At 37.1% G+C, this 15,373-nt stretch carries 12 protein-coding genes; 4 read left to right on the top strand and 8 right to left on the bottom strand.

Annotated elements, in window-relative coordinates:
• The first annotated feature begins 2 nt into the window (after positions 1–2).
• Positions 3–239: a DUF3006 domain-containing protein gene (locus SH601_RS04740; protein ID WP_319957102.1), complete on the top strand. Its 237-nt coding sequence runs from the start codon at positions 3–5 to the stop codon at positions 237–239.
• 115 nt (positions 240–354) lie between these two features.
• Here the strand turns inward: SH601_RS04740 and SH601_RS04735 are convergent, their stop codons facing one another.
• The 3 genes from SH601_RS04735 to SH601_RS04725 form a co-directional block, all read right to left on the bottom strand.
• A complete protein-coding gene (locus SH601_RS04735) occupies positions 355–2,148 on the bottom strand; it encodes a M3 family oligoendopeptidase (protein WP_319957101.1) in 1,794 nt (597 codons plus the stop codon).
• A gap of 121 nt (positions 2,149–2,269) precedes the next feature.
• Positions 2,270–3,139 (bottom strand): VOC family protein, encoded by an 870-nt coding sequence (locus SH601_RS04730; protein ID WP_319957100.1) that lies wholly within the window; start codon positions 3,137–3,139, stop codon positions 2,270–2,272.
• A 91-nt stretch (positions 3,140–3,230) separates the two neighbouring features.
• Positions 3,231–3,626 carry a DoxX family protein gene (locus tag SH601_RS04725; RefSeq protein ID WP_319957099.1) on the bottom strand — a complete coding sequence of 132 codons (396 nt, stop codon included), beginning with the start codon at positions 3,624–3,626 and terminating at the stop codon, positions 3,231–3,233.
• 178 nt (positions 3,627–3,804) lie between these two features.
• On the opposite strand from SH601_RS04725, the gene SH601_RS04720 reads away from it, so the two are divergent.
• Positions 3,805–4,350, top strand: a complete 546-nt coding sequence (locus SH601_RS04720; protein WP_319957098.1) for a helix-turn-helix domain-containing protein — start codon at positions 3,805–3,807, stop codon at positions 4,348–4,350.
• 176 nt (positions 4,351–4,526) lie between these two features.
• Here SH601_RS04720 and SH601_RS04715 read toward each other — a convergent pair whose 3' ends face one another.
• The 5 genes from SH601_RS04715 to glf all read right to left on the bottom strand — a co-directional run bounded on the left by SH601_RS04715 (position 4,527) and on the right by glf (position 11,141).
• A complete protein-coding gene (locus SH601_RS04715) occupies positions 4,527–5,120 on the bottom strand; it encodes a DUF5673 domain-containing protein (RefSeq protein WP_319957097.1) in 594 nt (197 codons plus the stop codon).
• A gap of 254 nt (positions 5,121–5,374) precedes the next feature.
• Complete coding sequence (locus SH601_RS04710; RefSeq protein ID WP_319957096.1) at positions 5,375–6,844, bottom strand: glycoside hydrolase family 1 protein; 1,470 nt, start codon at positions 6,842–6,844, stop codon at positions 5,375–5,377.
• Positions 6,845–6,902: 58 nt separating this feature from the next.
• Positions 6,903–8,798 carry a beta-glucoside-specific PTS transporter subunit IIABC gene (locus SH601_RS04705; protein ID WP_319957095.1) on the bottom strand — a complete coding sequence of 632 codons (1,896 nt, stop codon included), beginning with the start codon at positions 8,796–8,798 and terminating at the stop codon, positions 6,903–6,905.
• Positions 8,799–8,928: 130 nt separating this feature from the next.
• On the bottom strand, positions 8,929–9,774 hold the full coding sequence (locus tag SH601_RS04700; RefSeq protein WP_319957319.1) for a PRD domain-containing protein: 846 nt from the start codon (positions 9,772–9,774) through the stop codon (positions 8,929–8,931).
• Between the two features lie 266 nt (positions 9,775–10,040).
• A complete protein-coding gene (glf, locus tag SH601_RS04695) occupies positions 10,041–11,141 on the bottom strand; it encodes a UDP-galactopyranose mutase (protein WP_319957094.1) in 1,101 nt (366 codons plus the stop codon).
• Positions 11,142–11,364: 223 nt separating this feature from the next.
• On the opposite strand from glf, the gene SH601_RS04690 reads away from it, so the two are divergent.
• On the top strand, positions 11,365–12,228 hold the full coding sequence (locus tag SH601_RS04690) for a LysR family transcriptional regulator (protein ID WP_319957093.1): 864 nt from the start codon (positions 11,365–11,367) through the stop codon (positions 12,226–12,228).
• Positions 12,229–12,447: 219 nt separating this feature from the next.
• Entirely contained in the window at positions 12,448–15,339 is a 2,892-nt protein-coding gene (locus tag SH601_RS04685; RefSeq protein WP_319957092.1) for a glycoside hydrolase family 3 C-terminal domain-containing protein, read from the top strand.
• The last annotated feature ends 34 nt before the right edge of the window (positions 15,340–15,373 follow it).

The raw sequence follows: 15,373 nt of genomic DNA, 5'->3' as shown, positions 1-15,373 counted from the left end.
GGATGGAACAAGCTGTCTTAGATCGAATAGAGGACCAACAGGCAATAGTATTAGTTGGCGAACAAGAACAAGAATACATCCTCGCAGCATCTGCCTTACCAACAGGAGCAACAGAGGGAGCTATTCTACTTGTTAAAATAGTGTCAGATAGTATTGAGCAAATTCAACTTGATCAAGAAAAGACGAACAATGCCAAAGCGCGAATAAAAAGTAAAATGAGTCGATTGAGAAGGAAATAGCTTCTCTCGAAGACAAAACTCAAGTGGAGTAGAAGATAAGTCGTTGAGCAGGCGCCTCAAGGACAAAGCTCATTAAAAAAAGAAAGTTGGAATTCCAACTTTCTTTTCCCTTTACTTATTTCGTTAATTCAATAAATTCTTCAACATCTTTCGCCATAAGCTGAATACCAGCAGCCCAGAAGTCTTCTTTTGTAATATCTACATCGAGGTGTTTCTTCGCAAGATCTTCTACTTTCATTGAACCTGTATCGCGTAACAATGCGATATATTTTTCTTCAAAGCCTTCAGGATTCTCTAAGTAATTCGCATAGATGCCTAGACTGAATAAGAAGCCAAACGTGTATGGGAAGTTATAGAATGGTACGCTATCAATAAAGAAGTGTAGTTTACTACTCCAGAAGTGTGGATGGTAGCTTGCTAGACTATCGCCATATGCTTCTTTTTGTGCTTGCACCATTAACTCATTTAAACGTTTAGCTGAAACAAATCCGTTTGCACGTTCTTCATAGAAGGCATTTTCAAAAAGAAAACGAGCATGAATGTTCATGAACATTGCTGTCGCATTTTCTAATTTCGTATTTAATAAGGAAATTTTCTCCTCTTTTGACTTTGCATTTGCAACAGTTGCATTGTTGATAATCGTTTCAGCAAATGTACTAGCTGTTTCAGCAACGTTCATTGCATAGCCTTGATTTAATGTAGGTAGATCCTTCATCACATGGCTGTGGAAGGCATGTCCTAATTCATGTGCAAGCGTACTTGTATCAGACGGTGAGCCAGTGAACGTCATAAAAATACGTGACTCATTTAACTCTGGTAAACTTGTACAATAACCACCAGGGCGTTTATTCGGACGGTCTTCAGCTTCTACCCAGCGATTTTCTAAGGCGTGCTTAGCAAAATTGGCAAGTTTATCACCGAATGATGCGAAATGTTCAATGATGAAATCTGATGCTTGATCATATGTAAATGTAGTAGGCTCTAAATCACCTAATGCAACGGGTGCATCAACATCCTGCCAGCCAAGCTTATTCATGCCTAGTAAGCTAGCTTTTTGGTTAAGGAACTGAATAAATGGTTCTTTATTGTTGGAAACGGCAGACCACATTGCATTCAGTGAATTCTCTGACATTCGGTTGTATTCTAACGGTTCTTCTAAATGGTGTTTGTATTGATGTTTCGTTTGCAATGTAATGCGATAACCATCTAAGTGGTTTAACACATCGGCAAGGATCGGAGCATTTTTCTCCCAAGCTGCTTCCCAGTTTTCAAAAATTTGTTTTCGTACTGCTGGATCTGGATCTGCATACATCCTATTCATCGCTTGTCCTACAGATAAGTCTGTTGTAGTTCCTTCTTTATCTGTGAATGGAATCGTCATAGTAGAAACAACGGTGTCATAGATGTTGCTCCATGCTGTGATTCCGTCTTTATTCAACTCAGCGATTAATTCTTCTTCTTTTTCAGAAAGAAGTCGTTTTCCTTCATCACGAATCTCGTTTAAAGCAAAATCTGTCTTTTGTAAATCTTGATCTTCTAAAAGTGCTTGCCAATCTTGATCGGGAATTTCTACAAGCTTCTGTGTGAAAGTATTCGAAAGCTTTTGCATCTCACTATAAAGCTCGATCATCTGTCCTTTTACTACATTAGCGTGCTCGTCATTTGTATAAGCATCATGCCACATTTGCACAAATGTTGAAGCTTGTCCTAATCCTTTTGAGATAGTTTCTTGTTTTGCAAGAAGTGCTTTGAACGCGTCGACTGACTGTGTCTGATAATTCCAGTCACTTAATTGTGTTTTATAATTACTGATTTGGTTCGTTATATCTGTGATTTTTGCTTGTAACTCAGTGGATTGTGTACCCCCAGGGAAGATAGCTTCTAAGTCCCAAGTATCTACGTATTTCATTTCTATCACTCTCCTTATGATATTGATTGTACCATTATCTGAATAATTGGAAAAAATATATGGTCTTAAGTATACGGATTGGAAGTAGGCAACGTATAAAAAAAGAGACATGAAAGCCAGTTCATGTCTCTATCGTTGTTATTTTTATGTTATTCCCAGCTGGGTCAACAACAGTTAAGCTTTGTTCATGTTCTTCAAAATGATAGCCGTTTTGCTCTAACAATTGCTTTGCGTCTTGATATTCTTCGTCCGTAAAAGCAAAGGTAAAGTGTTTTAGACCTAGTGCATTTGCTGGTGGTTGAGGTAATCCTTTACCTGCCCAAATATTCATCCCAATATGGTGATGATAGCGATCTTTTGACACAAAGAGCATATGAGTATCTTTTGCGACGATATCAAATCCTAGCGTATCGACATAAAATTTCTCTGATTCTTCTATATTGGCTACTTGTAAATGCATGTGACCAATTCTCGTTTTGTCAGGTAAACCACTCCATGTTGCATCCTTTATTTCTGTCAGTAAATGTTCCGCATCTAATGGATCGGCTCCACCGACATACCAACCACTCTCTGTTTGAATCCAGTCATTTGCATTCCGATCTGTGTAAATCTCGATGCCGTTATTGTCAGGATCAGCTAAATAAAGTGCTTCACTATATTGATGATCAGCTGCTCCTTGTACCGGATAACCAGATTGCAATAAATGAACTAAAGATAAAGCTAAATCCTGCCGCGTTGGAACGACAATAGCAAAATGATATAGCCCAGTGGTACCGAGCGGTCGTTTAACGTAATCATCTGTTTCTATTAACGAAAGTAGTGGAGTGCTACCATCTGTTGTAAGCTTCGCGGATTTTTCTCTTTTCTCTAACAGCTTAAATCCAATCGTTTCTTGATAAAAGGATAGTGACTGTTCTAGATTGGAGACTTGTAGTTCTACATATCCAATTCTAGGTTCGTTATCTCCAGTATATATCTCTTGATGAGTCACTTTGTCATCTTCCTCCTTTCTTAAGATAATAAACAACGCGATGAGTCCGATAATGAAAACAATGACGGCGATAATCTTGATACTATTCATTTTAGTAGTGATGTTTTGTTTTAGTAATGAGATTGTCTAACGCAAATAGTTTGCTACCACTTAATAGTAAATAAATAGACATAACAAGTAATGCAAGGTCATATGCATACCCACCAATAAATCCTGCAGCAAATTGAACTTTAATTATAGCTCCTGCTAATATAAGAATAAAGATTGCTCCTACGATACGAGTAGCTAGCCCAAGTACTAAGGCAATTCCTCCAAGTATTTCAATAGTCGCTACCATATAAGCAAGAAATCCAGGGAGTCCAATACTATCGAACCATTGAACGGTATTAGAGATACCTCCTTGAAATTTATCTGCACCATGGCCGATAAAAATAATTCCTAATACAATTCGTAATAATAATCCACCAAATTCGGCTTTTTTATTCATCATTAACCCTCCTGTTTTGTTGAATAAAAATAAATAATTCATATTAGAAAACAAACTTATGTAGTTTTCTAATAGAAATATTAGTTTCTTGTAGAGTAACATCGTCCTTGCTGACTGTCAATCCTTTTGCTACTATTAGATTAAGTGATGTAATGGATACGAAATGGAGATGATTGGAATGGATATTGGGGGTAAGATTAGAGCAATTAGAAAGCGAAAGCAAATTACGATTGCACAAATGTGTGAAGGAACGGGACTATCAAAAGGTTTTATTAGTAATGTAGAAAACAATAATACATCACCATCTATTAATACATTAAATACAATCGCTGAGTTTTTAAATATACCTTTACCATATTTATTGTTAGAAAAAAAACAACATATGCGTGTTGTGCGAAAAGATAAGCGAAAGAAAATTTCCTATAAAGATGTAAAGATTGAACATGTAACATCCAAAGGACCACTTAGAATGCTGATTGTCGAAGCACCACCAGGAGTGGCAATTGGAGAAGAAGATATGCATGCGCATGAAGGGGAAGAGAGTCATTTAGTGTTAAAAGGAAAAGTCTTGGCAGAGCAAGGGGAAGAGTCTATTATCGCAGAAGAAGGAGATTCCTTTAGTTGGAACGCAAGTGTGCCGCATAAAGTGAAAAATATCGGAGATACCAACTCTGTTATTCTCATTACCATTTATTCAGATGCAAAGTTTGAAGATACATTTTAAGGAACAGATGTGATATCTGCTCCTTTTATTTTACCACGGTGCAAACGTCCGTAATTCCCCCACTTCAAGATTCGAGTTAAAACAAAGAAGTGAAGATGGAGGATAAACGGACGCTAGCGCCCTGATAAGTTTCGCTAACAATCAGTGAGAGTTAAAAACTCCCACTGATTGAAGTCTCACTTTATTGGAGTAATTTTTTCATTAGAGGTTGCTTCAGGTACATGATGGGCAATAAGTTCTTCTGCTAATCGTTCTTTTAGTTCGTCTGTTAATACTATACATCTTATCGCTCCGAATGTTGTTTTTATTTTCAGTTCATACTTATCGTTGATTTCTGGGTAGCCATAATTTCGATGGTTGATATCAATATGAATGAATGTAAAGGAGCGAATCTTTTTCCATGGGACAAATCTCGTGTTGCTTAAGATGCCATCTTCTCTAATAGCGAATTGACTAAAATAGTGCTGTTCAGCAAATAATAATGGTACAAGCAATGGAGCGAATGCAAGGGTGAACTGATTTGTTGTAATCATTGTAATGAGTAGAGAACTGGCAATCAGCAATGTAATAGTATATAGAATAATGCCTAGCTTTTGTCCTTTGAAAGTAGAAGGTTTTAATTTGTTGAGTGAGGTGCTTCTTAATTCACTTAAATCATTTTCCGTTTTGGGTAAACTAGCTGGTTGATTTAACTTCGTTAGCATATAGATGAATTTGTATAAGTGATAAGCGATTAACATTATAAAAACAATACTTATAACTATTTCCACGTTACTCACCATCCTTTTACTATAATATACGAAGCGGATTAGCCAAAAGTTTCACAGTCGATCTTTTAAAAATCATCTGGGTAAAAATCCAGTCACTCATGGAGCGAATGAAGGCCTGGAATACCGAAATCATCCAAAGGTCATTCATCCTTATCCTTTATAACAAAAAAGAGCGCTACCTAAATGGTAACGCACTTACATTATTTTTACCACGGTGTAAACATCCGTAAACTCCCGCTGATTGAAGTCTCACTTTACAATTCTTCACCGTTTGTTTCGATTACTTTTTTATACCAGTCAAATGAATCTTTCTTAGAACGGTTTAATGTTCCGTTACCATCATCATCTTGGTCAACGTAGATGAATCCATAACGTTTAGACATTTCGGATGTAGACATACTTACTAAGTCAATTGGCCCCCATGCAGTGAAGCCCATTAAGTCTACGCCGTCTTTCACGGCTTCTTTCATTTGTTCGATATGTTTGCTTAAGTAAGCAATGCGATAGTCGTCATGAATAGACCCATCTTCTTCAACTGTATCAAATGCACCGAGCCCATTTTCAACGATGAATAAAGGTTTGTTATAACGGTTGTGAAAATCACGTAAAGCAACACGTAAACCTTTCGGATCAATTTGCCAGCCCCAGTCAGATGATTCTAGGTATTCATTCTTCACGCCGCCTTTGATCATGTTACCAGCTACTTCGTCGTGAGCACCTTGTGTCGCAACTGTTACAGACATATAGTAGCTGAAGGAAATGAAGTCAACGGTATATTGTTTAATAATTTCATCATCGCCAACTTCTTTTTCAATCGTAATGTTATTTTCAGCGAAGTAGCGGTTCATATAGCTTGGGTATTCACCTTTGGCATGTACATCTGTAAAGAATAAGTTCAAATCATTCTGATGTTGTGCTTCCAAGATGTCATCTGGATTATTCGTATGTGGATATGTTTCCATACGAGCTAACATACAACCAACTTGTACATCAGGAATGATTTCATGTGCTAGCTTTGTAGCAAGTGAGCTTGCCACAAATTGGTGGTGTGCTGCTTGGTAAGCGATTTGGTCTTTTGTTTTACCAGGGATTTTATCGATTAATACACCGCCACCAGTATAAGGACTATGTGTAATAACGTTAATTTCATTGAATGTTAACCAATATTTCACTTTGTCTTTGTAACGGCTGAAGACAGTTTCTGCATATTTAGTGAAGAAACCAATTAATTTACGATTGTACCAACCATTATATTTACGAGAAAGTTCTAATGGTGTTTCATAGTGTGATAGTGTTACTAGGGGTTCGATATCGTATTTTTTTAACTCATCGAAGACATTATCGTAAAATTGTAAACCTGCTTCGTTTGGCTCAGCGTCATCACCATTAGGGAAAATACGAGCCCAGTTAATAGATAGACGGAATACTTTGAAGCCCATCTCAGCGAAAAGAGCGATATCTTCTTTATAACGGTGGTAAAAGTCAATGCCGTCACGTTTAGGGTAGCGATCATTTACTTTTCCTGCTAACACGCCTTCAATATAGTCTGCTGTTACGTCCATAGAGAAGTTGTGAATGCCACGCTCTTCTTTTGGAATATATTTAACCATGTCAGCAGTTGAAAGTCCTTTGCCATCTATATTATAAGCACCTTCAACTTGGTTGGCAGCTGTAGCCCCTCCCCATAGAAAATCAGGTTTGAATCCATTGATTGCGTTTGTCATTATTCTTCCACTCCTTTTATTTGATTAGAGGGCACTTGATCATGCCCTCTATTATTTCCTATTTTACAAGTGTTAACAGGTGTTCACCTTCAAAGATTTCACCGCTATTGTTCATTGGTAGTACATCAAGATAGTCAGCGGTGTTTGTTACCAGAATCATTGTGACAGTTGGGATATCCTTAGCACGGATTGCATCACGGTCGAATTCAACTAATGTTTGTCCTACTTCAACTCGATCACCTTCATTGATTAATCCGTTAAAATGTTCCCCTTTTAATGAAACAGTATCAATACCAATATGGATCAAAATTTCCTCCCCATTATCTCCTTTAATACCAATAGCATGTTGTGAATCTGGGAATACCATAATGGATCCTGTGACTGGTGCAACAACACGGTTTTCTTCTGGTTCAATTGCAATTCCCTTCCCCATAATTTCTTGAGCAAAAGTTGGATCAGATACTTCTGATAATGGAACGATATGTCCTTTTAATGGTGATTGTACCATTGTTTCTTTTCCTACTTCGGCTTGTTTTGTTTCAGGTTTTGTTGTTTCTTCTTTTGCATGTATCGTATCATCTTCCACATCTTTGAAACGGAAGATGAGTACTAAAATAAATGGTAAAACAATTGCCAGAATGAATAAGATTGTAGCTACAAGGAAGCTTGCAGATTCCCCTGTTGGGTCAGCGAAAACGGGAAGAGCGAAGACGCCGACAATACCACTCATTGTATATGCCTTTAATCCATACCATCCTGCAAATGCTCCAATTAGTCCTGCTGAAATCATTGCTAGAACAAATGGTTTTTTCAATTTCATATTAACTCCGTACATCGCTGGTTCGGTAATACCAATAGCTGCGGAGATACCACTTGATAGACCAAGTTGTTTCATTTGGGCATTTCTAGTTACAACGGCAACCCCTAAGGCTGCTCCTGCTTGTGCTGCGTTACTAATAAACATCATTGGCATAACCATGTTATCGTAACCTAAAGCAGCGATACTTGTAATCGCAATTGGTGCGAATGCATAATGCATACCTGTCATGATAATTAATGGCATCAATCCTGCAAGTAATAAACCAGCAAATAGCCCAGAGAAATCAAATAGCCAATTAAAGATATCTGAAACAAAGTTACCAATTGTTGTTCCTAACGGCCCGATTAGCCATAGTGATAGTGGAAGAACAATTAAGAACGTGATCATCGGTGCAAACATTAATTGAATGGCAGATGGAATTACTTTTTTTACTAAATCGTACACATATTTCAGTAAGATAACACTTAAAATAATCGGTATTACACTGGTGTTGTAATCAATCAATGGGATATTAATGAATCCCCAACCTAAAAAGTCAATCGATGTTTGTTCTCCAGCTAATGCTTCAGCAAATGTAGGATACATCAATGTACCTGCTACAATAAGAGCGAGATACTCGTTCGTCCGCATTTTCCTTGCAGTTGAAACAGCTAGGAAGAATGGTAGGAAGTAAAATACACTATCTCCAATTGCATTTAGTACCATATAAGTCGGGCTTTCCTCTGTCAGCCAACCTACAGTTAAAAATAGTGCGTTAAATCCTTTTAATAAACCTGCTCCAGCAAGTGCTGGTAAAATGGGTGTGAAAATACCAGAGATAAAGTCCATTACTAAGGAAAGAACTCCTTGTTTTTCTCCGGAATTTTTCCCTTCACTGCTTCCGCTACCACCAACTAATGGTTCAACTTCTGCAAACACATCAGATACTTGGTTACCGATGATAACTTGGAATTGGTCACCAGAAAACTGTGCCCCCATAACACCATTCAATTTTTTGATGTCTTCTATCTCTACTTTATCTTTATCATTTAAATTAAAACGGAGACGTGTTACACAGTGCCATGCTTGATCAACATTTTGTGCGCCGCCGATTTTATCTACGACTTGTTTAGCTAACTCTTTATGTGAAGCCATATTGTTCTCCTCCTTTAGTAATTTGGGTCTTTTAGGCATAAAAAATACCCAAACAAGGACTAGTAATGCTCATGCACTTAGTCTGTTTGGGTAATGCCTAAAATAGTATTAGTAACAATCCACTATGTTGCTATTCATTTGTTTGACGATTCGTAACTCGCCAAATGTGTAAAGTTAAATATAGTTTTTCATTTGATGAGACTGTCCAACCATATTTTTGCCTTAATAGTGCTGCGATTTTCTCAGCAGCTTGGTATGCTTTTTCGTACTTATCTTTGACTACTTCTAAAAGTGTCTGGTCCATTTCTTCACCATCTACAGGGTCTTGATTGTATTGGCGAATGAAGAAATAACGCAGATGAGTTATAAAACGTGTATAGTTTAATGATTCTTCGTCAAGCTTAAGTTGAAAATGGTACTGCACAATTTCGATAATGCGGTTGATCACTTCCGTCATTTTTAATGTTTCTTCAATTCGCGTCTTTTTCGTCTGTTGACCATTAACGAAGTGATAAGTTAAAAATGTTTCTTCACTCTTTGGAAGAAGTATATCGAGACGGTCAAATACAAGGCGTATAGCATCAAGTGCTGCTTGATGTTCTTTCGGATAGAGATTTTTTACTTCCCAACGGTTTGTATCCGCATAATCAATATCTTCTGTTGCCCGTTTGACGGCAAAATTCAAATGATCCGCAAGTGTTAAATAAATATTATTGCTAAAGGTAACGCCTAGTTGTGATTCCGCATTCTTAATAATCTCTACAGAAACATCCAAGACTTCGGAATCCATGTCTTTTAATAGTTGAAGTAAGGGTTTTCGACTTGTTGATTGCTCTGCTACAAACTTCCGTCTGATGCTAGACTCATCAATTGGATCCCCTTTCTTTTTTTGGAAACCGACACCCGTACCCATTACAATCCACTCAAGCCCAGAGGAATCTTCTACTAAAGCCACATTGTTGTTAAAGGCTTTCATATATTTCAAAGCTTATTCCCCCATCTTGTAAAAATACGGAAGTGTATTTGGAATATGGTAATGCCTGATCAGATCAGTAACAATCCATAATATGAATTAATGTGAATGGTTAAAATGTATCATGTAAAATGAGGAATGTCAAACGGGTTTGATTATATTTATTACAGTGCATCAGTCAGTAATCCCCACTTCTAACTTCGAATTAAAACAAGGAAGATAAGTGGGGGATATACGGACGAAAACGATAAACTAGTATTAAACGCTCGTTAATCGAATTCTTTTTGGACAGCAACTAAAGCACTTCCAATGACTTGATGCATGTCATAATACTGATAAGTAGCTAGTCTGCCTCCGAATATAACGTTTTCTTCTTGCGCTGCTAATGCTTTATATTGTTTATACATCGTATTGTTAGTAGTATCATTGATAGGATAATATGGTTCATCACCGGGTTTCCATTCAGCAGGATACTCTTTGGTAATAATGGTTTTATCTTGTGTACCATGTTCAAAGTGTTTATGTTCAATGATTCTCGTATAAGGTGTCTCCTTGTCTGTATAATTCACAACAGCGTTACCTTGATAGTTATCTGTGTCGTCTAATAACGACGTTTCAAATGTTAGACTTCGATATTGTAAAGTACCGAATTTATAATCGAAAAATTGGTCGATCATACCAGTATAAACGACTTTTTTAGCTTGCTTGTCCCATGTTTCTTTATCTTGAAAATAGTCAACTTGCAACTTAATATTACTGTCTGCTAACATTTTATCGATAATTTGTGTATACCCACCAATCGGTATACCTTGGAAACGATCATTAAAGTAATTATTATCATAGGTAAAGCGTACAGGTAATCGTTTGATAATAAATGCAGGTAATTGTTCCGCAGGTCTTCCCCATTGTTTTTCCGTATATCCTTTAATTAATTTTTCATAGATATCGATACCGACCAAGGAAATAGCTTGTTCTTCCAAATTGCGAGGTTTTGTAATATGCGCTTTCCTTCGTTGTTCCTCGATTTTTTGTTTCGCTTCTGTCGGTGTTGTTACGCCCCATAACTTATTAAAAGTATTCATATTGAATGGTAGATTGTATATTTCCCCCTTGTAATTTGCTACGGGAGAATTCGTATAACGATTAAATGATGCAAATTGATTGATATACTCCCAAATCTCCTGATTGTTTGTATGGAAAATATGTGCCCCATATTTATGTACATGAATTCCGTCTACTTCCTCTGTATACACATTGCCACCAATGTGCTCTCTCTTATCAATAACTAGGCATTTTTTCCCGCGTTTGGTTGCTTCATATGCAAAGACAGCCCCAAATAAGCCTGCGCCAACAATTAAATAATCGTACATCGTTTGTTCTCCTTTTAGATATAAAATCTCACACAACCATCATTTTTATGATAAGCTAATATCAATTGTATTTTTTCATATTCTACAAGTTTTCGCAATATTTGTTCTTATTTGATAGAACAAAACTTGTTTTATCACGGTGCAAACGTCCGTAAAACCCCCACTTCAAGGTTCAAGTAAAACGAGGAAGTGAAGTCTCACTTTATGAATGAAAGGGATCGCTATGAATACAGAGGCATTAGAATATTTCATCAAAGTGTATGAAAAGAAAAGTGTAACGGCTGCGGCAAAGGATTTATATATTACTCCTCAAGGGGTAAGTAAAACAATTAAACAATTAGAACTAGAATTAGAGACTGAATTATTTTCGCGAGGGCCACGTGGAGTGGAGGCGACAGAAGCTGGCGAAGTACTTCACGCTCGTGCAAAACATTTACGTTACTTAATTGAAGATTTAAAACATGAAATAAGTCTTATAAGTGGAAGTAAAGGGATTTTGAATGTGCTAGTTACATACTCTGCTACAACTTTATTTCCGTTAGATTATTTGTTTCAATTTTCCCATTTGCACCCTTCTATTCAAGTGAAATTAAAGGAATATCCAGATGAGGCGAATATGGATAATATATTTAATGAGGAGATTGATGTAGGATTAGTTGTAGATCCAGAGGGTATTCATAATAGTGATTATGAAGTGGTTGCTTCAGGTGAAGTAGTGTTGATTGTATCTATAGACCATCCATTAGCAAGCAAGGAAGAAGTCTCTATTAGAGAATTAGAAGAAAGTGAGTTAGTTGTTAAAGCGGTAAGAAAAGGAAAGGATCATCCATTTGTAGAGCGGTGTTTAGAATATGGCTTTACTCCACACATTATTCATGAATTTGGAAACATCATGACCGCTCATCAATTATGTGCAACAGGTGATTATATTGGCGTATCTACTGATTTTGTCGAAGAAGCGACCGCCCATCCTCAGATAAAAGTGATTCGACTAAAGGAGAAAATTCCCCAAAATATATATTTAGTTTATCGCGAGCAAGGAGTGCAATCAAAAGCCATAGCTTTGTTTGAGAAATATATAAAGTGACGCTTGTGCCCTGTGATAAAAGAAGAAAGCTAGCCATTCTGACAAGTAATTATTTATTGTTAGAATGGCTATTTTTTATACATTCAACTAAAAGTTACTAGTAGTGAACTTTTGGTTGATGGTCAGGATGATATCTATGAGTTAAGCTATGTATATAGTTGTGAAAGCACATACACTGTGTATCAACTTATTTACAGACATAGTTTAGGGGGGAAATACATGAGTGAGAAGCGTAATAACAAAAAGTTATTAGGTGTTTTAGCAGTCTTATTTGTCGTATTGAGTATCGCTTCAGCAATTATAATGCCTGTTGTAAGCGTTCCAAACGCGGTGAAAACAGTATTTATAAGCATTATTGTATTAGGGCTAATAACACTTATAGTCGGCTTTGTTTGGTCGAAACGTAATCCTACAGAGAAAAAAGTAAAAAGAGGTATATTACTTTCCTTATTAAGCCTCGGTGTTGTAATAGTTATGGTGTTTAATGGAGCTGTGGACTATTTTAACGTTGCGATTAATCAATATTTAACAAAGCCTCAAATTGATGATGAGGCATTGGAGCAAGTCACAAATGACTCACGTGAATTAGTTGAACGTATTGAAGATGAGGGAATTGTTCTTTTAGAAAATAAAGAAAACGCATTACCACTTGATACATCGGATGAACGCGAGAAAAATGTAAACGTGTTCGGGCAAGCTTCTGTCCAAATCGTTTACGGTGGTAGTGGTTCAGGTGCGGGTGATGAAGAGCAAAATATCTCCCTACAACAAGGGTTAGAGAATGCTGGGTTTACAGTGAACAAAGAACTAACAGATATTTATGAAGAGAATAAACCAGAAAAAGAGGAAACAGACATTTTTAGTTTGGATGGAGGCGATTACACATTAAGTCAACCACCAGAAGAAGCCTTTACAGACGAAGTGAAAGCGGATGCGGAAACCTTTTCTGATGTAGCATTAATCGTTTTATCAAGATCAGGTGGTGAAGGTGGGGACCTACCATTTGAAACAGGTGAATTTGGTGGATCTGATGACCGTCATTACCTTGAAGTGTCAGAAGCAGAAGAAGATATGATAGATATGGTTACGTCAATGGATTTTGAGAAAGTAGTCGTAGTCATTAATTCAAGTAATGCAATGGAATTAGGGTTCTTGGATAACCCAGGAATTGATGGCGCTATTGTAATTGGTGGACCAGGTGCGACAGGAAACAATAGTGTAGGGAAAGTACTTGCAGGGGATGTAAACCCTTCTGGTCGATTAGTAAATATTTATGCTTATGATGTGACAACATCACCAGCATTCTATAATGCAGGGGACTTTAAATATTCTAATACTGAACACGAAGGTGCAGATGATGAACCTGATACACACACTTTCTTGAATTATAACGAAGGTATTTACGTAGGGTATCGTTATTATGAAACTCGTTACGTTGATAATGAAACAGGTGAAATGGATGAAGAGGCTTATCGTGAAGCAGTTCAGTATCCATTTGGTTATGGACTAAGCTACACAGATTTCTCACAAGAAATTGTCGATTATCAGGAAAGCAATGATTTGATTACAGTGGATATAGAAGTTACAAACAATGGTACACAACCAGGTAAAGAAGTAGTACAACTTTATTACACACCACCATATGAAATCGGTGGTATTGAAAAATCACATGTTAATTTGGCAGCGTTTGATAAAACAAGCATGCTAGAGCCTGGTGAATCCGAAACGATTACGCTAGAGCTTGCGGTAGAAGATATGGCTTCATATGATGCAGAAACGGAGCAAGCATATGTACTTGATCAAGGTACATACGGAATTAAGTTGATGAATAATTCTCATGATGTTATCGATCAAAGAGAATATGAATTATCAAACAAAATTGTGTATAACGAAGAGAATAAGCGTGATTCTGATTTTGTTGTAGCAACCAATCAATTTGATGATACAAAAGGTGATTTAACATATGTTTCTCGTGCTGATTGGGAAGGAACATTACCGACAGAACGTACAGCGGATAAGGAAGCAACAGAAGAGATTATTGCCGCGATGGAAGATCTTTCTGTAGAAGATAATCCAGATGACGAACCAATCGTTTTTGCTAAGAACGACTTAACGTTGGAAGATGTTGTAGGTCTAGATTATGATGATCCGAAATGGGGAGAATTACTAGAACAATTGTCAATTGAAGATATGACATTGTTAATTGGATATGGTGGATATGGTACGCAAGCAATTGAATCTATTGGTAAGCCAGCTACTGAGGAATTAGACGGCCCAGCAGGTATCAATGGTATTTTCTCTGGTGTCAATGGTGTTCAATATGTAAGTGAAGTAGTTGTTGCTTCTACTTGGAACATGGAGTTGGCAGAACAAATGGGCGAATATTTAGCTAATGAAGCGTTAGTATACCATATCACTGGTATTTACGGTCCAGCGATGAATATTCACCGTACACCATTCTCAGGCCGTAATTTTGAATATTATTCAGAAGATCCATTCATCTCAGGGAAAATTGGTGCCGCTGTAGTAAAAGGAACTAATGACCAAGGTGTTTATACATTTATTAAACACTATGCACTAAATGATCAAGAGACAAATCGATTAGGCGTAGCAACATGGGCGAATGAGCAATCGATTCGTGAAATCTACTTGAAAGCCTTTGAATTACCAGTTAAAGAAGGTGGTACAACGGCGATGATGTCTTCCTTTAACCGATTTGGTACAAAATGGGCTGGTGCACATGAAGGATTGTTGAAAGACGTACTTCGCGACGAATGGGGCTTCAGAGGCGTAGTAATTACAGACTTTGATGGTTACGAATATATGGTTCCAGATCAAGCTATCCGTGGTGGTACAGATTTAATGCTGACGCCAATGGGGGATGAACCAACAGCGAAAAGTAAAGATACGAACACAGGACAGCAAGCAATGCGTGAGGCTAGTCATAATATTCTTTACACTATCGCTAATAGTAAAGCATTAGAAGTGAATGAAAAACCTTATCCATGGTGGATTGTCTTGTTAAGTATGGCAGACCTCTTACTTCTAGCGTTACTTACATTAGGGTTCCGTAAAATTGCGACAGGAAAACGTCGAAAAACAGCAAATTAAATAAAATCTATTCCTTGAGGCGGTGTTTTATGAC

The sequence above is a fragment of the Gracilibacillus pellucidus genome, assembly GCF_033949965.1.
Lineage (GTDB): Bacteria > Bacillota > Bacilli > Bacillales > Amphibacillaceae > Gracilibacillus > Gracilibacillus pellucidus.
This window is presented reverse-complemented; position numbering and strand designations above follow the sequence as displayed.

Bases quoted from the DNA above. Each gene is read 5' to 3' on its own strand.
- SH601_RS04740 (WP_319957102.1), top strand. From the start codon at position 3: ATGGAACAAGCTGTCTTAGATCGAATAGAGGACCAACAGGCAATAGTA.
- SH601_RS04735 (WP_319957101.1), bottom strand. From the start codon at position 2,148: ATGAAATACGTAGATACTTGGGACTTAGAAGCTATCTTCCCTGGGGGT.
- SH601_RS04725 (WP_319957099.1), bottom strand. From the start codon at position 3,626: ATGAATAAAAAAGCCGAATTTGGTGGATTATTATTACGAATTGTATTA.
- SH601_RS04720 (WP_319957098.1), top strand. From the start codon at position 3,805: ATGGATATTGGGGGTAAGATTAGAGCAATTAGAAAGCGAAAGCAAATT.
- SH601_RS04710 (WP_319957096.1), bottom strand. From the start codon at position 6,844: ATGACAAACGCAATCAATGGATTCAAACCTGATTTTCTATGGGGAGGG.
- SH601_RS04705 (WP_319957095.1), bottom strand. From the start codon at position 8,798: ATGGCTTCACATAAAGAGTTAGCTAAACAAGTCGTAGATAAAATCGGC.
- SH601_RS04700 (WP_319957319.1), bottom strand. From the start codon at position 9,774: ATGAAAGCCTTTAACAACAATGTGGCTTTAGTAGAAGATTCCTCTGGG.
- glf (WP_319957094.1), bottom strand. From the start codon at position 11,141: ATGTACGATTATTTAATTGTTGGCGCAGGCTTATTTGGGGCTGTCTTT.
- SH601_RS04690 (WP_319957093.1), top strand. From the start codon at position 11,365: ATGAATACAGAGGCATTAGAATATTTCATCAAAGTGTATGAAAAGAAA.
- SH601_RS04685 (WP_319957092.1), top strand. From the start codon at position 12,448: ATGAGTGAGAAGCGTAATAACAAAAAGTTATTAGGTGTTTTAGCAGTC.